The sequence below is a fragment of the Gemmatimonadales bacterium genome (assembly GCA_019637315.1).
In the GTDB taxonomy this organism is placed as follows: Bacteria; Gemmatimonadota; Gemmatimonadetes; order Gemmatimonadales; family GWC2-71-9; genus SHZU01.
Map to the genome: position 1 here is coordinate 160,776 of JAHBVU010000003.1, position 21,963 is coordinate 182,738.

The 21,963-nt window shown below is 67.3% G+C and carries 18 protein-coding genes; 16 read left to right on the forward strand and 2 right to left on the reverse strand.

Annotation, left to right across the window (positions count from 1 at the left end):
• Positions 1 to 63: 63 nt before the first annotated feature.
• The 10 genes from KF785_04275 to KF785_04320 all read left to right on the forward strand — a co-directional run bounded on the left by KF785_04275 (position 64) and on the right by KF785_04320 (position 10,877).
• Entirely contained in the window at positions 64 to 1,227 is a 1,164-nt protein-coding gene (locus KF785_04275) for an aminotransferase class V-fold PLP-dependent enzyme (protein ID MBX3145961.1), read from the forward strand.
• Positions 1,228 to 1,444: 217 nt separating this feature from the next.
• Positions 1,445 to 2,458, forward strand: coding sequence for a 3-deoxy-7-phosphoheptulonate synthase (gene aroF, locus KF785_04280; protein MBX3145962.1), 1,014 nt, complete (start codon positions 1,445 to 1,447; stop codon positions 2,456 to 2,458).
• Positions 2,455 to 4,047 carry an anthranilate synthase component 1 gene (locus KF785_04285; GenBank protein ID MBX3145963.1) on the forward strand — a complete coding sequence of 531 codons (1,593 nt, stop codon included), beginning with the start codon at positions 2,455 to 2,457 and terminating at the stop codon, positions 4,045 to 4,047. Before aroF ends, KF785_04285 begins: the two co-directional genes overlap by 4 nt.
• A complete protein-coding gene (locus KF785_04290) occupies positions 4,040 to 4,633 on the forward strand; it encodes an aminodeoxychorismate/anthranilate synthase component II (GenBank protein ID MBX3145964.1) in 594 nt (197 codons plus the stop codon). Before KF785_04285 ends, KF785_04290 begins: the two co-directional genes overlap by 8 nt.
• On the forward strand, positions 4,620 to 5,633 hold the full coding sequence (gene trpD / locus KF785_04295; protein ID MBX3145965.1) for an anthranilate phosphoribosyltransferase: 1,014 nt from the start codon (positions 4,620 to 4,622) through the stop codon (positions 5,631 to 5,633). The genes KF785_04290 and trpD overlap by 14 nt, the downstream gene beginning before the upstream one ends.
• A complete protein-coding gene (gene trpCF / locus KF785_04300) occupies positions 5,623 to 7,011 on the forward strand; it encodes a bifunctional indole-3-glycerol-phosphate synthase TrpC/phosphoribosylanthranilate isomerase TrpF (protein MBX3145966.1) in 1,389 nt (462 codons plus the stop codon). Before trpD ends, trpCF begins: the two co-directional genes overlap by 11 nt.
• Positions 7,008 to 8,183 carry a tryptophan synthase subunit beta gene (gene trpB / locus KF785_04305; GenBank protein MBX3145967.1) on the forward strand — a complete coding sequence of 392 codons (1,176 nt, stop codon included), beginning with the start codon at positions 7,008 to 7,010 and terminating at the stop codon, positions 8,181 to 8,183. Before trpCF ends, trpB begins: the two co-directional genes overlap by 4 nt.
• The gene (gene trpA / locus KF785_04310) at positions 8,180 to 9,064 is read left to right on the forward strand and encodes a tryptophan synthase subunit alpha (GenBank protein ID MBX3145968.1); all 885 of its coding nucleotides are present in this window, start codon (positions 8,180 to 8,182) and stop codon (positions 9,062 to 9,064) included. Before trpB ends, trpA begins: the two co-directional genes overlap by 4 nt.
• A gap of 53 nt (positions 9,065 to 9,117) precedes the next feature.
• Complete coding sequence (locus tag KF785_04315) at positions 9,118 to 9,642, forward strand: RidA family protein (protein ID MBX3145969.1); 525 nt, start codon at positions 9,118 to 9,120, stop codon at positions 9,640 to 9,642.
• Positions 9,639 to 10,877: a M20/M25/M40 family metallo-hydrolase gene (locus tag KF785_04320; GenBank protein MBX3145970.1), complete on the forward strand. Its 1,239-nt coding sequence runs from the start codon at positions 9,639 to 9,641 to the stop codon at positions 10,875 to 10,877. Before KF785_04315 ends, KF785_04320 begins: the two co-directional genes overlap by 4 nt.
• Before the next feature lie 19 nt (positions 10,878 to 10,896).
• Here the strand turns inward: KF785_04320 and KF785_04325 are convergent, their stop codons facing one another.
• Positions 10,897 to 11,364: a hypothetical protein gene (locus KF785_04325; GenBank protein ID MBX3145971.1), complete on the reverse strand. Its 468-nt coding sequence runs from the start codon at positions 11,362 to 11,364 to the stop codon at positions 10,897 to 10,899.
• Positions 11,365 to 11,618: 254 nt separating this feature from the next.
• Between KF785_04325 and KF785_04330 the strand changes: the two genes are divergently transcribed.
• Genes KF785_04330 through KF785_04340 form a run of 3 tightly spaced genes read left to right on the forward strand, consistent with a single transcriptional unit; the run spans position 11,619 to position 14,571 of the window.
• Positions 11,619 to 11,945 (forward strand): hypothetical protein, encoded by a 327-nt coding sequence (locus tag KF785_04330; GenBank protein ID MBX3145972.1) that lies wholly within the window; start codon positions 11,619 to 11,621, stop codon positions 11,943 to 11,945.
• A complete protein-coding gene (locus KF785_04335) occupies positions 11,942 to 12,799 on the forward strand; it encodes an HDOD domain-containing protein (GenBank protein ID MBX3145973.1) in 858 nt (285 codons plus the stop codon). The genes KF785_04330 and KF785_04335 overlap by 4 nt, the downstream gene beginning before the upstream one ends.
• Positions 12,796 to 14,571 (forward strand): response regulator, encoded by a 1,776-nt coding sequence (locus tag KF785_04340; GenBank protein ID MBX3145974.1) that lies wholly within the window; start codon positions 12,796 to 12,798, stop codon positions 14,569 to 14,571. The genes KF785_04335 and KF785_04340 overlap by 4 nt, the downstream gene beginning before the upstream one ends.
• Here KF785_04340 and KF785_04345 read toward each other — a convergent pair.
• Positions 14,554 to 18,231 (reverse strand): HAMP domain-containing histidine kinase, encoded by a 3,678-nt coding sequence (locus tag KF785_04345; protein MBX3145975.1) that lies wholly within the window; start codon positions 18,229 to 18,231, stop codon positions 14,554 to 14,556. The two genes, KF785_04340 and KF785_04345, sit on opposite strands and share 18 nt — an antisense overlap.
• Between KF785_04345 and KF785_04350 the strand changes: the two genes are divergently transcribed.
• From KF785_04350 to KF785_04360, 3 genes are all read left to right on the forward strand, one after another.
• Positions 18,208 to 18,840, forward strand: coding sequence for a creatininase family protein (locus KF785_04350; protein ID MBX3145976.1), 633 nt, complete (start codon positions 18,208 to 18,210; stop codon positions 18,838 to 18,840). The two genes, KF785_04345 and KF785_04350, sit on opposite strands and share 24 nt — an antisense overlap.
• 295 nt (positions 18,841 to 19,135) lie before the next feature.
• Positions 19,136 to 20,665, forward strand: a complete 1,530-nt coding sequence (locus KF785_04355) for a TolC family protein (protein ID MBX3145977.1) — start codon at positions 19,136 to 19,138, stop codon at positions 20,663 to 20,665.
• An 18-nt stretch (positions 20,666 to 20,683) separates the two neighbouring features.
• On the forward strand, positions 20,684 to 21,955 hold the full coding sequence (locus tag KF785_04360) for an efflux RND transporter periplasmic adaptor subunit (GenBank protein MBX3145978.1): 1,272 nt from the start codon (positions 20,684 to 20,686) through the stop codon (positions 21,953 to 21,955).
• Positions 21,956 to 21,963: the final 8 nt, after the last annotated feature.

Below are 21,963 nucleotides of genomic sequence, written 5' to 3' on the forward strand. Positions count from 1 at the left end.
CGAGAAGTTTCGCGACATTGGGGGGCCCTAAGCCCTGGAGCGGGCGGGCGTTACGTTTCCGAAATGACAAAACTTGCCTCGGCCCGATCACAGTTCGACCTGCCAGACGACGTGACCTACCTCAACTGCGCCTACATGTCACCGCTATCCCGGCGGGTCGCCCAGGCTGGCCGGGCGGGGATCGACGCCAAACAACGGCCGTGGGAGGTCACACCGGCCGACTTCTTTGTGACGGCCGATCGCGGCCGGGCCGCTTTTGCCCGGCTGCTCGGTACCCCCGCGACAGCGGACGACCTCGCCATCGTTCCGGCCGCAAGCTACGGCATGGCGACAGCCGCGGCCAACCTGCCGCTCCGCCCGACGCAACGAGTCCTGGTGCTGGCCGAGGAGTTTCCCTCGACGATTCTCACCTGGCGAACCCGGGCAGAGCAGGTCGGCGCAGACCTGGTCACCATTCCGCGGCCGTCTGACGACGACTGGACCGCCGCCGTGCTCTCCGCAATCGACTCCCGTACCGCGGTTGCTGCGTTGCCGGCGTGCCACTGGATCGATGGGGTCCGACTCGACCTCGCGGTGATCCGGTCCCGCCTGCGTGAGGTCGGCGCCGCCCTGGTGCTCGACCTGACACAGTCGCTCGGCGTGATGCCCTTCGACCTTGCCGCGGTCGATCCCGACTACCTCGTGGCGGCCTGCTACAAATGGCTGCTTGGGCCCTACAGCATCGGCCTGCTCTACGTCGCGCCCCGGCATCAGAACGGCACGCCGCTGGAGCACCACTGGTTCGGTCGCGCCGGCTCAGAGAACTTCAGCGCCCTGCTCGGCTACCCGGAGCAGTTCCAGCCCGGCGCGCGCCGCTTCGACATGGGAGAACCGGCCAACTTTGCCCTGATTCCCCCTGCGGTGGCGGCGATCGAGGGGATCCTGGAGTGGGGCGTCGAGAACCTCTCGGAGACGATCGGCGCCTTCAACGCTGCAATTCTCGCACGCGCGGAGTCGATCGGCGCGACGGCCGTTGCAGCGCGCCTGCGGGCGCCGCACTACCTCTCACTGCGAGTGCCCGGCAGCACACCCTCGCTTGCCGAGCAGCTGGCGGCCGAGCGCGTATACGTCAGCGTGCGGGGAGGCGGAACTCTGCGAATCACCCCGCACCTCTACAACGAACCGCGTGACATCGAGCGGCTCTTTGCCGTCCTGGAACCAGCGATGCGCCGTTCCGGCCGCCCTTGACCGGGCACGGACTCGGGGTCTATACTCCCGCCATGCAACATCTCGTGACGCTCAACCTCTGGTGGTGGCCCTGGCGCAATTCCGCGGTAGGGCGAGCATCCGTTTGAGCTGATCGAGACCTGAACGATCGCAACCGACGAGCCCACCGCGATTCGCGGTGGGCTTTCGTGCGTTTGCAGCCTGCCGCAGGTATCGGGGTCAACCTGAAAGGCAGGCTATGATCATCGTACTCAAGCCAGGCGCCTCGGCCGACCATGCCGACGAGCTGATCCGACAGATCGCGTCGCTTGGCCTCCGCCCCCTCCACATGCCTGGCAGCGAACGGGTCGTGCTGGGCGCTCTCGGCGACGAGCGGGAGCTCGAACGGCTGCAGCTCGACAGCCACCCCATGGTGGAGAGCATCAAACCGATCCTCGCCCCCTACAAACTCGTCGGACGCGACATGCACCCCGCCGATACCGTTGTCGACCTCGGTGGGGTGGCAATCGGCGGCGACCGGATCGTGGTCATTGCCGGCCCGTGTTCGATCGAGGGTCGGGAGCTGTTTCGCCAGAGCGCCGCAGCTGCCACTTCGGCTGGTGCGCACGCCCTCCGCGGCGGCGCCTTCAAGCCGAGGACCAGCCCCTACTCGTTTCAGGGCATGGGACGCCAGGGCCTCGAGATCCTGCAAGCCGTGTCGCGCGAACTCGGGGCGCCCACCCTGACCGAGGTCGTCGACCTGGCCGACCTCGATCTGGTCGATCAGTACGCAGACGGCTTCCAGGTCGGCGCCCGGAACATGCAGAACTTCCGGCTGCTCCAGGCACTCGGCCAGCGTCGCAAGCCCGTTGTTCTCAAGCGCGGAATGGCCGCGCGAATCGACGATCTGCTGCTCGCCGCGGAGTACATCCTGGCCGAGGGGAATCCCAATGTGATTCTCTGCGAACGGGGTATCCAGGGATTCGACAGCACCACCCGCAACACGCTGGACCTTGCCGCCATCCCCGCGATCAAAGCACGCAGCCACCTCCCTGTACTGGTCGACCCGTCGCATGGCACCGGAGTGCGAGACCTGGTCGCTCCGATGGCCAAGGCCGCCATTGCCTGCGGTGCGGACGGCCTGCTGATCGAGGTGCATCACGATCCGCAGGTCGCGCTTTCCGACGGCAAGCAATCGCTCTACCCCGACCAGTTCGCCGCCCTGATGCGCGAGCTCGGCCCGTTTGCCCGCGCAGCCGGACGGTCATTGTGACTCCGCAAGCTCCGGCCGCCGGGACGGTACTCCCTCTGGTACGAAGGCTCGCCGCCACGGTCGATCCGCTGGCTCTTTATCGCACGCTCGCGGACGGCGGCGAGCGACCCCATACCTTCCTGCTCGAGTCGGCCGATGGCAGCGAGCGTCAAGGGCAGCGCAGTCTCATCGGCGTCCGCGCGGCCGCTCGGATCGCGGCCGACCTCGAATCGGTTCGGATCGAGCCACTCTCGCCCAACGGCGCGGCGATTGCCGCACTGGTTGCCGCGCATCACCCCACCGCCTCCACCGATGGCAACGTCCTCGTTGTTCCGATCGCGCCAGTGCCCGCCCGAATCGACGAGCGCGAGCGCTTTCGGCACGGCACCGCATTCGACGTTCTCCGCACCCTGACATTCGGAATCGCGCTGGCGGCAACCCCCAATCCCTGGGGTCACTTGCTCGTCGGGGCTTTCGGGTATGACGCGATCGACTACTTCGAACGGTTACCGCTCGGCTATGCCGACCCGCTGGCCCAGCCGGTGCTCGAGTTCTGGATCCCCGATCGACTGATCGTGGTCGACCATCCGACGGCCTCCGTAACGGTGGTCGCAACCGCGTGGGGCGGAACCGGCTTCGATGCCAGATACCACGACGCCAGCCGGGCCGTCGAACAACTGGTAGCTGCCCTGACCAGCGTCGGCACAGCCCAGCACCGCGACGAGAGGGGTTCCCCGGACGCCGCCTTGGCAGACGTTTCCGTCGACCAGAGCGATGACGAGTTTGCGCGTACAGTTGCAGGTCTGCAGCAGCATATTCTGGCCGGCGACGTCTATCAGATCGTGCCGTCCCGGACCTTCTCGCTACCCTGCCCCGACCCGCTGGCCGCGTACGGCGAGCTGCGCGCTCGCAACCCGAGTCCGTACCTCTTCTACCTCCGGGGTCCGGAACGAGCCCTGTTCGGCGCCTCGCCCGAGACCTGCCTTCGCATTGATGCGGCGACCCGCACCGCAACCATCACGCCGATTGCAGGCACCGTCGGCCGCGGACGGGACGCGCGCGGCGCCCTCGACCTCGAGGCCGACGCCCGCGCCGAGGTGATGCTTCGCCTCGACGGGAAAGAGCTGGCCGAGCACCTCATGCTGGTCGATCTGGCCCGCAACGACATCGCCCGAATCAGTACCCCCGGAACTCGCGCCGTTACCCGGCTGCTCGAGGTCGAACGATACACCCATGTGATGCATCTCGTGTCCGAAGTGTCAGGTAGGCTCGCTCCGCATACGGACGCACTGGAAGCGTACGCCGCCACCATGAACATGGGCACGCTGGTTGGCGCCCCCAAGGTTCGTGCCGCCGAACTCCTGCGACACTCCGAGGTCTCCCGTCGGGGCAGTTACGGCGGGAGCGTCGGGTACCTGCGCAGCGATGGCACCCTGGAAACGGCGATTGTGATTCGCTCTGCCGTCGTGGTCGACGGCATTGCCCACGTCCGCGCGGGCGCTGGTGTCGTGATGGACTCGGATCCGGCCGCGGAGGCCCTCGAAACCCGGCGCAAGGCGCGCGCCGTCGTCGAGGCGATCCGCCATGCGGAGGCCCCCGCCCATGTCTGAAGGTCTCCAGGTAGTTCTGCTCGACAACTTCGACTCGTTCTCCTACAACCTGGTCGACGAGTTTGCCCGGCGCGGCCCGAAGGTGACCGTCTTTCGCAACGACGTGCCCGCCGATCGGATCCTCGAGCGGGCCGCCGGTACCCGGGCACTGGTCGTCATCTCTCCCGGCCCCGGCCATCCGCGAGACGCCGGCTCCTCGCTCGAGGTGATTCGCCGGGCACTCGGCCGCATTCCGCTCCTCGGCGTCTGTCTCGGTCACCAGGCGCTGATCGAGGCCACCGGCGGAACCGTCGTTGCGGCCGCGCTGCCTGTGCACGGCAAGGCGAGTCGCCTCACCCACGATGGTTCGGGCCTGTTCGAGGGTCTTCCCTCGCCGACCGCTGTGGGCCGCTACCACTCGCTGGCGGCCGGGACCCTTCCAGCCGAGCTGGTGCCGACAGCTTCGGCGGACGGCGTGGTGATGGCCGTCCGCCATCGCACCGCTCCGGCGTTAGGCGTTCAGTTTCATCCCGAGTCGGTTCTGACACCCGCGGGCGGACAAATGATCGACAACGTGATTCGGTGGGCTGCCGATGCTCGCCGCTAGCGTGCTCGATACGTTGAGTCGGCGGAGCCTCGACCAGACCGAGAGCTTTGCCGCCTTTACCGGACTGATTGCCGGCGACCTGACCGACATCGAGATCGCCGCCCTGCTCGGTGCGCTCAAGGCGCGCGGCGAAACGCCCGCCGAGATTGCGGGGGCGGCGCTGGCGCTTCGTCGGGCGGCTCTGCCATTTCCGAAGCCAGACTATCCGGTCGCGGACACCTGCGGCACCGGCGGCGACGGAGCCGGCACTGTCAACATCTCAACCGCATCGGCGTTTGTTGCGGCGGCCGCCGGCGTTCGGGTCGCCAAGCATGGCAACCGGGCCAGCTCCTCCCGCTGCGGCTCGGCCGATCTGCTGGAAGCCCTCGGCGTCAGGCTGGAAACGGCGCCAGACACCGCCCGACGCTGCCTCGATCAGGCGGGCATTTGTTTCCTGTTTGCGCCGGCCTATCACCCGGGCGTACGCCGCGCCACCGGCGTTCGTCAGACGCTTCGAACCCGCACCGTGTTCAACCTGCTGGGTCCCCTGGCCAACCCGGCGCAGCCCGAGTGCCAGGTGATGGGAGTGTATGCGGAGCGGCTGGTGGTTCCGCTGGCCGAGACGCTGGGGATGCTCGGCTGCCGCGACGCCCTCGTCGTGCACGGGTCGGGCATGGATGAAATCGCCCTGCATGGCCCGACGGCAGCCGCCCGGCTGCATCGCGGCTCGGTGCAGCGTCTCACACTGACACCTGCCATGGCCGGGTGTGCGGTTGCTCCGGTTGAAGCACTGGCCGGTACCGGTCCCGAGGAGGGAGCCCGCTGGCTACGACGCCTGCTTGCCGGGCACGCACCGGCGGCTCACTTGGACGCCGTCGCGCTCAACAGCGGGGCGATGCTCTGGATTGCCGGGCTGGCCACCGATCTCCGCCAGGGCGCCGACGCGGCCCGGGACATCCTGGCCGATGGGCGGGCACTGCGCCACCTCGACGCACTGATCGAGTACTCCCATGGCGCTTGACGCGATTCTGGCCGCGAAGCGGCGGGACCTCGCGCGTCGCCAGGCGGCGCGCCCACTCAGTGATCTTCTCGAAGGTCTCCTGCCGTCCGATCGCGGCTTCGAAGCAGCACTCCGGTCCCGAACCCCGGCGTTCATCTTCGAGATCAAACCCGCCTCGCCATCGGAGGGCAAGCTGCGCGCGGTCGACGAGATGGCTCCGGCCATCGACGCCTACGCTCGCCATGCCGATGCCGTCAGCGTGCTGACCGACGGTCCTTTTTTCGGCGGCTCGCACGCCCTGCTGGCTCGAGTACGCGCCGCGGTGTCGCAACCGGTACTCTGCAAAGACTTCGTGCTCGACCCGTATCAGGTCTATGAAGCGCGTCGCGCGGGGGCCGATGCAGTTCTGCTGATGTTGTCGATCCTGGACGATCGCACCTATCGAGCCTGTGCCGACGCGGCCGGTTCGGTCGGTATGGGCGTGCTGACCGAGGCGCACACGGCCGGGGAGGTCATCCGGGCCAGGAACCTGGGGGCCAGAGTCATCGGCATCAACAACCGCGACCTCAGCACCCTCGAAGTCAAGCTCGAAACGACGGCGGCGTTGGCTGGTCTTGCCGGCCCCGATGCTCTGCTGATCGCAGAGTCCGGCATTCGTACCCGCCGCGACGTTCGCTCGCTGGCCGATACCGTCGACGGGTACCTGATCGGCACCGCGACCATGCGCTCGACGAACATCGACGCGACCGTCAAGGAGCTGGTCTACGGATCGACCAAAGTCTGCGGACTGACCCGAGCCCGCGACATCCTCGCAGCATCCGCCGCTGGCGCGACCCATGGAGGCTTCATCTTGGCGCCGGAATCGCCGCGGTGCCTCAGTCTTCGCCTCGCACGCGAGTTGCGCCATGCCGCTCCGCTCGCATGGGTCGGCGTGTTCGTCAACGACGCGCCTCAGCGAATCGCAGAGGCAGCCGACCTGCTCGGCCTGGCGGCCGTGCAGCTCCATGGCGAAGAGACCGACGCGGAGCTCGAGACCCTCAGACCGCTGCTGCCATCCCAATGCGAAATCTGGAAGGCCATCCGGATTCGTGACCGGCTGCCCCCGTTCCCCGCACGAGCAGATCGCCTGCTGCTGGACAGCTACCACCCCGCTCGTCGCGGCGGAACGGGACAGGCGTTCGACTGGACCCTGCTCGGGCCGGAGGCCGGGTCGGGCCGGCTGGTGCTGTCCGGCGGAATCGCCGCCGACAATCTCGACCGGGCCCACGCAACCGGGATCGACTTTCTCGACATCAACTCGGGCGTCGAACTCTCACCCGGCATCAAGTCCCTCGCCGCACTCGACCACTTCTTTTCCATCCGGCGCAGCTGCCCGGATCGCCGGAGAACTGCTCAATGAAACTTGCCACGCGTTTCGGCAGCTACGGAGGAACCTTCGTGCCCGAAATTCTGATGCCGGCGCTCGAGGATCTCGAGCAAGCCTATCTCGATCTTCGGAGCGACCCTGCCTTTCAGACGGAGCTGGCCGATCTGCTGGCCACCTATGCGGGACGACCAACCCCTCTCTACCGCTGCCGCCGTTTCGGCGCCGATGCTGGAGCAGCCATCTGGCTCAAGCGTGAGGATCTGCTGCACGGCGGCGCCCACAAGACCAACCAGGCCCTTGGCCAGGGCTTGCTGGCCCGGAGGCTCGGCAAGCGACGGCTGATTGCCGAGACCGGGGCCGGGCAGCATGGGGTGGCCACTGCATTTACCGGCGCACGCCTGGGCCTCGAAACCGTGATCTACATGGGTGCCAAGGACGTGGAGCGGCAGCAATCCAACGTCGAACGGATGCGCCTCTTCGGGGCGAGCGTCATACCCGTCAGCGCAGGAAGCGGCACCCTCAAGGATGCCATCAATGAAGCCTTACGGGACTGGTCGGCCTCGTATGATACGACGCACTATCTGCTCGGAACCGTGGCTGGCCCCCATCCGTTCCCGACCATGGTGCGCGACTTTCAGCGTGTCATCGGTGACGAGGCGCGACAGCAGTTCCTGGCCGCCGAGGGAGAGCTGCCCGACATCGTGATTGCTGCGGTCGGTGGTGGCTCCAATGCGATCGGCATCTTCACCGCGTTCCTGGACGACCCGATCGAACTGCTCGGGGTCGAACCCGCCGGACGCGGCCTGCACACCGGCGCTCACGGGGCCACCTTGCAGCGGGGCACGGTGGGCGTTCTCCACGGCGCCCTGACACTCGCGCTCCAGGATGACGATGGACAGATCCAGGAATCGCATTCGATCTCCGCAGGCCTCGACTATCCCGCGGTCGGTCCCGAGCATGCGTACCTGCAGGAGCGGGGCCGGGTCCGCTACACCGGCTGCGACGACGCTCAGGCAGTTGCCGCCTACCAGGATCTCGCTCGGGAGGAAGGCATCCTGCCCGCACTCGAAAGCGCTCACGCTCTCGCCGCCGCCCGTCTGCTCGGCCCCGACGGGCGCCGCCGACGCATCCTGGTCAACCTGTCGGGGCGAGGCGACAAGGACCTCGCCACGGTCCAACGCTGGCTCTCGGAGCAATCCGCATGAATACCCGGTACGATCGCATGTTTGCGCGGCTTTCGGCTCGCGGCGAAGGCGCGTTCATTCCCTTTCTCACCCTCGGCGACCCCGATCTGGCAACCTCGGCGCGGCTGCTCGCCGCATTGCTTGCTGCGCGGGCAGATGCGCTCGAGCTTGGCCTCCCGTTTTCCGATCCGGTGGCCGACGGCCCGGTCATCCAGGCCTCAGCCCGCCGTGCGCTCGCCTCGGGCACCCGGGTGGCAGATTGCCTGGCGCTGATCGCGACGGTTCGGCGCGCGGCGCCCGAACTGCCGATCGGCCTCCTCGTTTATGCCAACCTGGTGGTCCGCCGCGGTGTCGGGACCTTCTATCGAGAAGCCGCGCAGGCGGGCGTCGACTCAGTACTGATTGCCGACGTCCCGCTCGCCGAGGCCGATCGGTTCGGAGAAGCGGCCGCAGCAGCGGGCGTTGCCGCCGTCCTGATTGCCCCGCCCAACGCCTCCCCATCGCAGCTGGCAAGGATTGGACGGCAAAGCCGAGGCTACACCTATGTCACCGCTCGGGACGGGGTGACCGGAGACGATCGAGCACCGGCCGCCGACCTCCGCGCGCGGCTGGCCACGCTGCGGCAGGCGCGTGCCGCACCGTCCGTCGTCGGGTTTGGTATTTCGACTGCTGACCAGGTTCGCTCCGCGCTCGCAGCAGGCGCTCGGGGCGTCATCGCGGGCTCGGCGCTGATCCGGCGGATCGAGGCCCAGCTCGACCAGCCTGACAGGCTGGTCGCTGACGTCGAGGCCTTCGCAACGGAACTCAAGGCGGCGACCCGCGGGGGGCACTCGACCAGCGAACGCGACGCGTATCTCGAGCACGTCGGGATTGTCTCGGGGAGCCGATCGGCCGACTATTAAATGGAGCGGGGCGCAACCGGCGCCCCGCCCGACAATCCACTCCAGACTGTCCCATGGCCTCGATTTCTCCGATCCAGGTGCCCGGTACGGCCCGTCCCGGCGGTCACTACTCTCAGGCAATCGTTCACAACGGGCTCGTCTATGTCGCCGGACAGCTGCCGGTCGACTTGGCCACCGGCAAGCCCTTGCTCGGCACGGTCGAGGAGCAAACCCGCCGGGTGCTGGACAACATGGATCAGATTCTCCGCACCGCCGGCAGCGGCCTCCAGCATATCGTGCAGGTCACAGCCTATATCACGAAACTCGACGACTGGGATGCGATCAACGCCACCTACGCCTCGATCATGGGAGCACACCGGCCGGCGCGCGCGATCGTACCGGTGCCGGAGCTTCACTACGGCGTGGCGCTCGAGGTAACCTGCATCGCATCGGTGGCACCCGCGCGCCGCCGCCGCACCCGAGGCAAGACTAGGGCCCCAGCCCGTCGGTCCGCGCCCCCGACCAAGGCGGCTCGGAAGTCGGGCAAGTCGGGTAGGGGTGCCAAATCCACTTCCAGCCGGCGACCGAGGGCCCGGTGAAGCGGCTGGCGCTGGGCATCGGCCTGGTCGCGGCAGCGCCACTCGGCGTGGCTGCCCAGCTACCGGACAATCCGGCTCTTCGCAACGCGCTCTCGATCCTCCAGCGCGACAATGCCTGGACCCTCGAGCAACAGGTGTCGATCTGCGAGATTCCGGCCCCGCCCTTCAAGGAAGAGCGTCGTGCGGCCGAATATGCGCGACGTTTCCGGACCCTGGGGTACCAGCCAACGGTCGACTCCATCGGCAACGTGATTGCAATTCGGAAGGGCAGCGGACGGGGTCGGCGGATCATGATCTCAGCGCACCTCGATACGGTCTTCCCGGAAGAAACGGACGTGACGGTCAAACGGCAGGGCAACCGGTACCTGGGACCCGGAATCGGCGACGACTGCCGCGGGCTTGCCGTCGTGCTCGCCGTGGCGCGCGCCGTCGCCCTCGCCGATGTCACCACCGAGGGAGACATCCTCTTCGTCGGTACGGTTGGCGAGGAGGGGCCCGGCAACCTGCGCGGGGTGCGCCACCTCTTCGAACGCAAGCCCGTCGGAACGGTCGATGCGTTCATTTCGGTCGACGGCATCGGCCTGGGACTGGTGTCCGGTGGAGTTGGCAGCAACCGGTATCGGGTCGACTTCACGGGACCTGGTGGGCACAGCTACGGCCACTTCGGCATGCCGAATCCAATCCACGCGATGGGTCGAGCGATTGCCGCAATTGCCGACCTCGAGGTACCGGGCGCCCCCCGCACCACGTTCAACGTGGGCATCGTCGAGGGCGGCACCTCGATCAACTCGATTGCCTTCCGCGGATCGATGCAGGTGGATCTCCGGTCGGTGTCGGCGCCAGTGCTCGCCCGACTGGACAGCGCGTTTCGGCGGGCGGTTCATCAGGCGGTCGACGCCGAGCGGCGGCGGTGGCCGCAATCGAGCGCGGGCCTGGTCGTCGAGATCGTCGACATGGGCCGGCGTCCGGCCGGTACCCAACCTGATTCCCTCTGGCTGGTACGGGGTGCCCGGCAAGCGGCGTCCGCGCTCGGATTCGCGGCCCCGGCCCCGGGGGTGGGCAGCACGGATGCCAACCTACCGATCAGTCTGGGCATCCCCGCCATCACGATCGACGGGGGCGGGACCGGCGGCGGGACGCATTCGCTGGCAGAATGGTACGAAGACGGCCCGAGGGGCTACCTCGGGCCGCAGTGGGCACTCCTGACGGTGTGGAACGCCGCTCGGGCTCGTTGAGCGGCAGCAGTCCGTCCGACTAGAGGGGCCAACCGTCCGGCACTCCGGCGTCGGTCAGCAGGACGATCGGCGCCCGCAGGTCTCCGGCAAAAACGGTCGACTCGAGCGCCATGGTGCGGTCGAGGTCTTCGACCGTTGTTCCGATTCTGCACGTCAGCATCAAGTGTAAAACAGGCTGATCCAGCAACGCCGGCGGAGGAACCGATCGGCGAGGTCCAAAGGCCATTCCGTCGCGAATAATGGCCGGAACCCGGCCGCTGACCGCCACCGGAATCTCCATCAGCGCCTGAAGCATTCGGTAGGTCAGCGTTGTGGACTCCCCGCCACAGGTGACGACTCCAAACACCGGCGCGTCGAACCGACCCGTCCGCGGGAAGATGGCCACCCCCCAGTTGTAGCGGGGCTCCCGCTCGTTGGCGTACGCCATGGTCTCAGCGAGCAGGTCGTGGACCGCGACGATGTTCTGCGGGATCGGATCGACGTTCACAGGGTAAACTCCGGCCTGGGTTGGGGTTCGGTACCCTGACGAGGCACAACCTGGGCCGAGCCGTCTGGGGTTCCCCAATCGCGCCACCGACGCTATCGCCCGAAACGCCAACCCGCTACCCCCCGCAAGACTTTGCAGTTCGGATCCGCGGGCGTCACATAATCGGACAATCCGGACCCTCCACCCCGCCCCCTGTCCTCAAGTCGGACACTCCGAGGCCGATACTCCTGGTTCCAAGGGAGCCGATCACGCAAATGCAAGTCAGCATCGAACAGCTTCGTCCCGACCTCGTGCTGGGTGCCGATCTTTCCGACGCCTCCGGGCGCCTGCTGCTGCCGAGTGGGACCGTGCTGACGGACAAGCACATCCGGTACTGTCAGATGTGGGGCATTGCGGCGGTCGAGATTCAAGTCGATGACCCCACCGCCGTGACCGACGAACAGCCGATCGATCCGGCAGCATGGGCTGCTGCCGAGGAGGCTCTGGCTCCGCGCTTTGCCCATGTGGATCGCGAGCACCCGGCGATCGCCGCGCTCTTTGCCCACTGTGTGGCCGCGAGGCTCGGGTACGGCCAGGTATGACGCCACGCCACCCCGAGGATCTGATCCGCGGTGCCGTCGAAGTCGGCACGATCCAAAGCATGTATGAGCGGCTGGTCCAGGTGATCGACCACCCGCTCAGCTCGGCCTCCGATGTCGGGCGGGTGATTGCCGAGGACCCCGGACTGACGGCCCGCTTGCTGCGACTGGTCAACAGCCCGATCTACGGGTTCCCGACTCGGATTGCCACTGTCACCCAGGCAATCAGCATCGTCGGGATGGCGCAGCTGCGGGACCTGGCAATCGGCACCTCCTTCATGCGGCTCTTTTCCAAGGTTCCGGCCGATCTGGCCGACATGAACTCGTTCTGGCGGCACAGTATTACCTGTGGACTGGTGGCGCGCCAGCTGGCCGCGGGGCGCCGCGAGGCCAATCTCGAACGCTTCTTCATTGCCGGCCTGCTGCACGATATCGGTCGCCTGATTCTCTATACGCGAGCGCCGATGGAGGCGGCGACGGCCCTGCTCGATGCCGGACGGACCAACGAGCCCCTCTTTCAGGTCGAGCGCCGGGTGTTCGGGTTCCATCACGGCGCCGTTGGCGCCGCCCTGCTCGAGCAGTGGCGGCTGCCCAGCGTCCTCGTCGAAACTGCCGCCTGGCACCACGCCCCCGCGATGGCCAGCCACTTCCCCGTCGAAGCAGCCATCATTCACGTCGCGGATGTCTTTGCCAATGCCCTGGCTTTCGGTTCGAGCGGAGAACACCTGGTGCCGACCTTCGAGGTTGCGGCCTGGGAGCTGATCCAGTTCTCGCCTGACGCCATTGCACCGATGCTTCGCCAGGTCGAGGTCCAGTTCGAGCACGCGGTCAAGGCCATCATGGACACCGACGCATGAGTCCGGCGATGCCCGCGGTGCCCGGAGTCGACCGTGTCACCGCAGCCGCCGCTGCCGAGGCGGCTCGGAGCATGAATCGATGGCTGCTCGACGCCCTCGATCATGTGGCATCAGTTGGGGTGACCCAGCCCGGTGAGGATGAGAAGTCGGGCCGCACAGCGGTTCTCCGCCAGGCGGGGTCGGTCATCCGGCGGATCTGCCCGGTCGACGGAGGGGCGTTCTTCCTGCTGGATCCTTCGGCGGTCGACTTCCCCATCGCCTGGTGCGATCCCCCCGAACTCGCTGACGCCCTTCAAGCGGAGTTGAACGGACAGATTGCCGACGGCGTCTTTGCCTGGGCCCTGCAGACCAGTCATCCGATCCTGGTGCCCAGAAAGGACGGCAGCGGCACCGCGATGCTACACGCACTAGCCACGCGGAACGGACCGCTGGGCATGTACCTCGGCACCATTCCGGAGCGCGCGCCGTTCATTCCGCATGGCTGCCAGAAGCTCGTCACTATCGTCCTGACCACGTGCGCAACTCACCTCCGCTCCGAGGACTTGCGCGCCGAGCTTCTCGAAACCAACCGCGGACTGGAAGCCGCCATCGAAGAGCGGACGACGGAACTTCGCCTGGCCCGCGATGCCGCCTTCAAGGCCGCGCAAGTCAAATCCGAGTTTCTGGCCAACATGAGCCACGAGATTCGCACCCCGATGAACGCGGTGCTCGGAACGGCAGCCATGCTGATGGACACGGAGCTCGAGCCCGAGCAACGCAGCCTGGCAGAGACGATCGAGCGATCGGGCCGCGATCTGCTCACCATCATCAACGACATCCTCGACTTCTCGAAACTCGAGGCCGGCAAGCTGCGGGTCGAATCGATTCCCTTCGACCTGCACGACACCGTCGAGAACGTGATCTCCCTCCTCAACGCCAAGGCGGAAGCCAAGCACGTTCGCTTGCGGATGAAGATTGCGGACGGCACGCCCCGCGAGGTGATCGGCGATGCCGGGCGTTTGCGACAGGTCCTGACCAACCTGATCGACAACGCGATCAAGTTTACGCTCGAAGGGTTTGTGATGGTGCAGGTCTCGCCGAAACCGGGGCCTCCAGGGATCCACCCTGTCGCGATCACCGTCAGAGACTCCGGTATCGGGATGACGCCGGCGCAGCTCGACAATGTGTTCGAGAAATTCACCCAAGCCGACGCCTCGACCACCCGACGCTTCGGCGGCACCGGGCTCGGTCTGACGATCTGCCGTCAGCTGACGGAGTTGATGGGAGGAAACATTTCGGCAAGCAGCGAGCCGGGCGTCGGCAGCACCTTCACCCTGACCTTCCCCTTCAAGACGCCGGACCCGGTCGCAGCCGCCGCAGCGACCACCGCAACTCTGCCGACCAAGCTGAACGGCCGGGTCCTCCTCGCGGAAGACTACCCGGCCAACCAGAAGATTGCCCGCTGGATGCTGGAGCGACTCGGTCTTCAAGTCAGCATCGCCCAGGATGGGAAAGAGGTGCTTGCCAAGCTCGTGTCGGAGGGTCCCTTCGACGCCGTCCTGATGGATTGCCAGATGCCGGAGATGGACGGCTACGAAGCGACCAAGGCGATCCGCACGGGCGACGACTCGACAGCCAAGCTGCCGATCATTGCGATGACCGCCGCGGCTCTCGCGTCGGACCGCGATCGCTGCCTGGCAAGCGGCATGAACGACTATATCAGCAAGCCCGTCCAGCAAGGCGAACTGGCCCGGGTCCTGGCGCGCTGGCTGCCCTCACCCGTCGCGGGGTAATGGCGTTGCCTCGCGGAAGCGGATCGTGATGGTGGTGCCGCGATCCAATTCACTCTCCACCCCGATCACAGCACCCCACCCTTCGACCAACCGCTTGACGATGGCCAGCCCGAGCCCGGAACCGCTGGTCGTGGTCGAGAACCGCGGCTCGAAGATCCGTTCGAGTTCTTCCGGAGCGATCCCACACCCGTCGTCGACGACTCTGAGCACCGGCCCGTCGAGCAGGACGGTCACGGTTCGGGCATCCGCGTTGCGCGAGTTCTCGAGCAGGTTGACCAGAGTCTCTTTGACCTCGTCGCGATGGGCCAGCACGAGCGCATCGCGCTCGATGGACAGGCTGACGCCGCCCGCATCCGGCGCCAGACCGTAGAGGGCCACGACCTCGCGGCAGACCTCACCGAGCGGCGTGGGCTCGGGAGCCGGACGCCCCTCGGCCGGCGCGGCGAAGCGGCTGAAGGCACGGGCAATCGTATCGAGCCGATCGATCTCACCGAGAATCCGGCGAGAGGTGTCTTCGAGACTCGGACCAAGCGGCCGCCCGTCCCGATACACCCGCTGCAAATGCTGGATGCCGAGCCGCATCGGCGTCAGCGGGTTCTTGATTTCGTGGGCGATCTGATTGGCCATCTCACCCCAGGCCAGCACGCGGGCCGCCCGCTCCTGCGCTTCCTGGGTAGCGCGGACATCGTCCGCCATCTTTTCCAGGGCTGCGAAGACCGGTGTGAACTCGGCGGGCGGATCGCTGGCCGGCGGCGGCATGGCCTGCCCCTGCCCGAAGGCCAGCGCGGCGTCACGCAGCTCCCGTACCGGGCGGGACAGGGCACGGGCAGATAGCTGCGCACCGACGATCGCGGCAAAGAGACCGAGGACGATCGCGAGCACCAGCACGTAGGCCAGATCGAGCTGACGTCGAATGATGTCGGGATCACCGGTACTCTGTGGCGAAGCCAGCATGGCCGCATCGCCGGTGGGTAAACGGATGGCCCGAACCCCGAGACGGGTCCGGGCCGTCGCGGACGGGCCGTCGGTCACCGCGGTCTGCTCGCCCTCGATCTGGACTCGACGGAATACGTCCGGGTGGACCAGCGTATTGACGACGCCAAAATCCTCGAGGACGCCGCCCCCATTGGCCGCGATCAGCCGCCCGTCACGGTACAGCACGAGATTGGCGTCGACGCGCTCGCTCAGCACCTCCAGGGTGCTGTCGACTGTCATCGGGCCGGCCAGTGGCAGCATGCTTCCCGGCGCGGCGTCGCGAAGCGTCTGCGCAATCATCAGATCACGACGGTTTCGGCCGCCGTCGGCCAGCTCGAAGATGTTGATCAGCGCAAACCCGGCGGCCGGGACCAGGAAGAACGCACCGAGTGCCATGGCAATCCGAGTGCGGAAGGCCCGCCATTCGGGCCACCAGCCTGGGCGCTCGACTCGACCGTTTGCCAGCCAGCTCGCCAGCCCGGCCAGACAGAAGACGATCAGCAGATTGAGCACCACGAGCAGAGTGCCGCGCACCAGCAGCGCACCGGGGCGCCCCAACTCGGCCACCCCAGACACGTCGCGAGCGCCGTCGCCCATCGCGACGGTCCGGGAGCCACGGGCCGTCCAACCCTCGCGCCGCCACAGGGCTACGCCATCGCGCGGCTGCTCGAGCGAACCGGTCGGGGAGAGGATCAGACGATAGAGCGGTTGATGCGGCGGTGTCGGCACCAGCAGGCGTCCCAGCCGTGCTCGTGGTATCAGGTTGGAGCGCGGGCCGAGCCCGACCGTCAGCACCGTTCCCGCATCGACCCGAACCACGCCGAGATAATGCACTGAGGGAATTCGCTGGAGCGGAACGATGGTTCGCGACACGCCCTCCGGCAGCTCGCCGATGACCCGACGCACCAGCGTATCAGGCAGGTCGAGTTCGTCGAGACGAAGCTGCGCTCTCGGCTGACCGTCGACCGTCCAGAGCCCGAGTACCGCGGGAAACGACTGCCGAGCCAGCGGCGACGACTGCCAGATCTGGAACAATTCGGAGGTGGTGCGCGGCGCCGCCCCCTCGTCCACCTGGTCGATGAAGATCTCCAGGAGCGGCACCACGATCGGATCGGCCCGGCTGCCAAGCGCTCCCAAGTCGGCCCGGGCCGCCGCCACCCGCCCTTCGACCTCGGCACCCCAGACCATCAATGACGCGGCGCTCCCGACCGCCACACCGATCCCGGCCAGGCCGACGATCCGTCGCGCCGGCCAGACGACCAGCGTGATCGCCACCGCCCAAAGCACAGGATACCAGTCCGGCCATCCGTACCTGGCGTTCCAGATCCCGAGCCCGATCACGGTGGCGGCGATCGCGATGGCGGCCCCGAGCGCGACCGGCGTACGGCGACCCGAAGCCCGCCGCGGCAACAGGGCCGCCGCAACCATCACGATGGCAAACGCCACGAGAAACACGACCAGTTGCCAGACGACCCAGAGCTCGGCGGACACACCGTCGAGCGGCACCTGGATGCCGCGACCCAGGCGACTGACGAGATACGGAGCCGCCAGGAGCAACACACCCGCCACCGGCATGCCGAGCCATCGTGGCACATCGAGACGAGGCCGGATCGCCAGCGCCAGGAGCGCCACCACCACACTCACCGCAGCAAGCGGAGCTGCCGACTCCGACAACGGGCCGAGCAACGGGTGATGAAACGCATAGGAGGAGAAGAGCGCGGGCACGTCCAGCGCCCCGTCAAGCGGAGCGCGGGTCAGGATGGCAACCGGAAGGCCCAGCAGCGCAAAACGGGCCCAGCCCGGCGCCGCAACCACCAGCGCAACCAACAGGGCCAGTACCGCCGCCAGCAGGAGGCGCGGCACCGCCGAACGATAGGTCCGCTCATGCGCCTCGGTCTGACTGGGCGGCGCCAGCTGCACACTGAAGAGAAGCCGGCTGCCGCCATCGGCCGTCGGCTCCAGGTAATCGAAAACGTCCGAGGTGTCTGGCGCGATGCCGGTCAGCAGGACTTCGACGCCGACGCCAGCCCGCCGCTCGAACCGGCGCGCCAGACTCCGCCCTTGATCCGGCACGGTCGAGTCCGCCGCCAGCAGCAGGGAGACGATGGCGGTCCGCTGATTGGGAAGTTCGCGGCGGCCCTCGAGGACCGCGTAGTATGGAGCCCGGCGAAAATCGATCGAGCCGCCCTGCGATTCGGGAGGAAGACGGTGCCGTCCCGCCCAGGCAAACGGGGTCCCATCGGCTTCGACAATGACGACGCCCGTTTCGACAGGAGCATCCGCGACGGCCCGCGCCAGCCGGCCCAGCGCCCGGTCGCGCGGCAGCATTTCCGCCTGAGCCGCCTCCTCCAGCACCCGGCCGATCGAAGCTCGAGAGGCCTTGATCTCCCGTAGCCACTCCGCCGCCGCCCGCGTAATTTGGCTCTCGCGGACCGCAGGCCAAGACCGCCTGATACGTTCGATGCTGACGTGGCTGAAGCCGAGCAGAAGGGTCTGACCGACCAGTACGGCTGCGAGCAGCAGACTGGCCCCGCGACGTCGCGGCAGCGCCAGCGCGGCACCTAGCCAGGCAACGACCGCGGCCAGCGCCAGGCCAAAGCCAGGCGCGCGGATCCATTCGGCCAGCAACAGATACCCGGCAAGCAGGAGCAACAGCCAGCGATGACGCCAGACCAGGTCGATCACCCGAAGCCGGTGCTTCTCGCCTGCATGACCGCCCTCGCGGTCCGCCGCATTCTCAGCTCGAATCCCCGCCTCCTGATCCCCGCAGGAACCCTGATTGCCAGGGGTCCGGAATTACCGCTTGGTGCGGATACGCTGATCGTCGAACGGCTGGCGCACGACCTCTCCGCCCGCCTTCAGATTGCCTGCAGTCCGGTCATTCCGTTCGGAGTCCATGCCGACCGCGACCCGGAGGCCCCCGGCAGCGCATCCCTGACCCGCAAGACCCTGCACCGCATGCTCAACGAACTTATTGCCGCCTGGGAGACGGAAGCAAAGGTCGACGACGTCGTCATCCTGACGGCCCATGCAGCCGACGCCCACCTCGAAGCCCTGAGCACCATCCGCGCCCTCGGACGGGTTACCCTGATCGACATCTTTGCCGCCCCGCTCCCCGAGGTGAGCCCCGCCCTGATCACGACCAGCATCCTGCTCGCCATTGCCCCGGATACCGTCGACACCACCCTACTGCCGCCCGGCCTGGCCGAGACCCGCGCCACCGGCGACCACTACTACGAGATCATCATGCAGTACCTGCTCGAACGGGTCGAACGATCCGCCGAAGCGTCCTGATGCCGGGACACCCGTCCCAAGAGCGGTCACCCCAGCGCACCAGGTCCGCCAGGCGAAGATAACCTAAGCAACCTGATGACAACGGTTTAGATTCCAAGACATCAAGGCACGAACCCTTCATCGGTGGTCCAGGTTACCGGCCCGATCCGGGCTTCGTCCAACCTGCGTTTGATGAATGGACAAACCGATGCGATTGAACGACTTGCTCCGCATTCGTCCCAAGTTGAAACCGCGAACCAGTGGTGTCCGTACGAGTGCCCGTCGACTGTTCGGTTCAACGAAAGGAATGAACGCGATGACGCCCAGGGCCCTCGCCCTTGCGCTGCTACTGCTGGCACCCGCTTCCGGTCTCGGACAGGCCCCACCGTCCTCGCTGACGCTCGAGCAGGCGCTGAGTCAGGCCTCCCGTCACAGCCCGACCTACCGTCAGACGCTGAATGACGCCACCGCGGCGCGCTGGAGTGTGCGCAATGCCTACGCCACGACGATGCTGCCGTCGCTGTCCGTCTCCGGCAGCATGTCGTACACGGGGCCTGGCTCGGCCACCTTCGCGGGCTCCGTCTTCAACCAGTCGTCGCCCACCCTCTCGTCGGGATACGGCATCGACCTGAACTGGCAGTTGTCCGGCAGCACGCTCTCGGCGCCGGGTCAGCAGCGAGCCAACCAGACCGCCATTTCGGAGGACATCGTCGGGGCAGAAGTGTCCCTCCGCTTCGACGTCACCTTCCAGTATCTCACCGCGCTGCAAGCCTCGGCGCAGACCGAGGTGGCGCGCCAGCAAGTGGCCCGGAACGCCGAGTTCCTGACCCTGGCCGAGGCCCGGTTCCAGGTCGGCCAGGCCACCATACTCGACGTCAAGCAGGCGCAGGTTCAGAAGGGCCAGGCCGACATTGCGCTCTTGCGCGCCGAGCAGACCGAGGCCGAGGCCAAGCTCGAACTCTTCCGCCGGATCGGGCTCAACGCGCCGGTGGCGGTCCGCGAGGTGTCGCTCCCCGACTCGTTCCCGGTGACCGCCCCCGCCTGGCAGCTCGACGGCCTGCTGGGCGTGGCAGGTGAGCAGAACCCCCAGATCCGGGCGGCGCGCGCGCGTGAAGGGGCGGCGGCACACGCGGTCCGTGCGCAGCGATCGCGCTATCTGCCCACCTTGAGCTTCCAGGCGGGCTGGCAAGGGTACACCCAGCAGTTCACCAACGACAACGTGCTGCTGACGCAGGCGCTCAGTGGTGCCACCAGTCAGTTCAACAACTGCCAGTTCCAGAACAGCCTGATCACCAGCCTGCCGGGCGGCGGCATCGGCGGTCAGCCGGGCAACGGCACCATCGCCGACTGCCGCGGCTTTGCCGGGCTCGACGCAACCGGCGAGGCCCTGCTCCCCGAAGTCCGCAACGCCATCATCTCGCGCAACAGCGCCTTCCCGTTCAGCTTCACGAGCCAGCCGTTCAGCGCCGGCGTCCGGATTTCGCTGCCGATTTTCGACGGGTTCCAGCGCGACCTCAACATTGCCCAGGCGCGTGCGCAGCGGGACGACCTGCGGGAAGCCGCACGGGCCCGTGAGCTGCAGGTGCGCACCGAGGTGCAGGGGCGCCACCTGGCGGTGGAGACGGCCTTTCGCGCCATCGCCGTCCAGGAAGCCAACCGGGAAGCTGCCCGCGATCAGCGCCAGCTGGCGCAGGATCGCTACCGGCTGGGCGCCGGCAGCGCACTTGACGTCACCGACGCCGAGAACAACGTCCAGCGGGCCGAGGGCGACTACGTCAACGCAGTGTACGACTATCACAAGGCCGTGGCGGCGCTCGAGCTTGCCGTCGGCCGACCACTCCGCTGAGCGCGGGAATCGGAAGCCATGTCGAAGCGCACGAAATGGGGTTTGGCCGCGGTGGTTGTCGTTGCCGCAGCAGCGGTGTTCGCCTTCCAGGCGTCCAAGCGGGATGGGAAAGCCACCGAAGTCCGGCTGGAATCGGTCGAACCTCGCCGTCTGGTGTCGATCGTAACGGCCAGTGGCAAGATCGAGGCGGAAGCCCAGGTGGACATTTCCGCCGACATTACCGGCCGCATCGTGCAGCTCGGCGTCAAGGAAGGCGACCTCGTCAAGAAGGGCCAGTTTCTGGTTCTGATCGATCCGGCCCAGTATGAATCCGCCGTGCGACGGCTCGAGGGCCTGCTGGCCTCGAACCAGGCGGGACTGGTGCAGGCGCAGACCAATCGCGATCAGGCCAAGCGGCAGCTCGACCGCTGGATCGAGATGCGAAAGCTCAACGCCGCCCTGGTTTCGACCGAGCAGGTCGAGCAGGCGCAGCAGCAGTACGACGTGGCCGTCGCGTCGTACAATGCCTCGTCGGCCAACGTCGACCAGGCCCGCGGCTCACTCTCGGAAGCTCGCGATCAGCTGAGCAAGACCCGGATCGTTTCGCCGATCAACGGCCGAGTCGTCCGCCTGCCGGTCGAGGTCGGCGAAGTGGCGGTCCCGGGCACGTTCTCTCGTGAAACCGGCCGACTGATGACGATCGCCGACTTGGGCACCATCCTCGCCAAGGTCCGGGTCGACGAAACCGACATGGTCCGGGTCAGCCTCGGCGACTCGGTCGAGGTGTCGATCGACGCCTTTCCCGACAGCGCGTTCGTCGGGCGCGTCACCAAGATCTCCCACAGCGCCACGGTTGCTGCACAGTCGACGAGCTCTGCTGCGCAGTCGGTCGACTTCGATGTCGAAGTCACCCTCGAAAGCCCCCCGGCCGCCGTCCGACCGGACCTGTCGGCCACCGCGCGGATCGTCACGGATACCCGGGAGGAGGCGCTGTCGATTCCGATCATTGCGTTGACCGTCAGGCAGCACGAAGAGGTGCCCAGCGAGCTCAAGCCGGCGGGGTCCGGCGCCGGCCGATTGCGCGGCCGCGACCGGGAGGGCGTCTTCGTCGTCCGCAACGGGATCGCGATGTTCAAGCCGGTCCGGATCGGCATTACCGGCGAAGAACACTTCGAAGTGCTCGACGGACTGGCTCGGGGCGACTCGATCGTTGCCGGCCCGTTCCAGGCGGTCCGCGACCTCAAGGACTCGACCAGAGTTCGGCCACCGAAGTCAGGGACTCCAGCGGCACCTGTCCCGGCCCGATCGTGAGCGAGAAC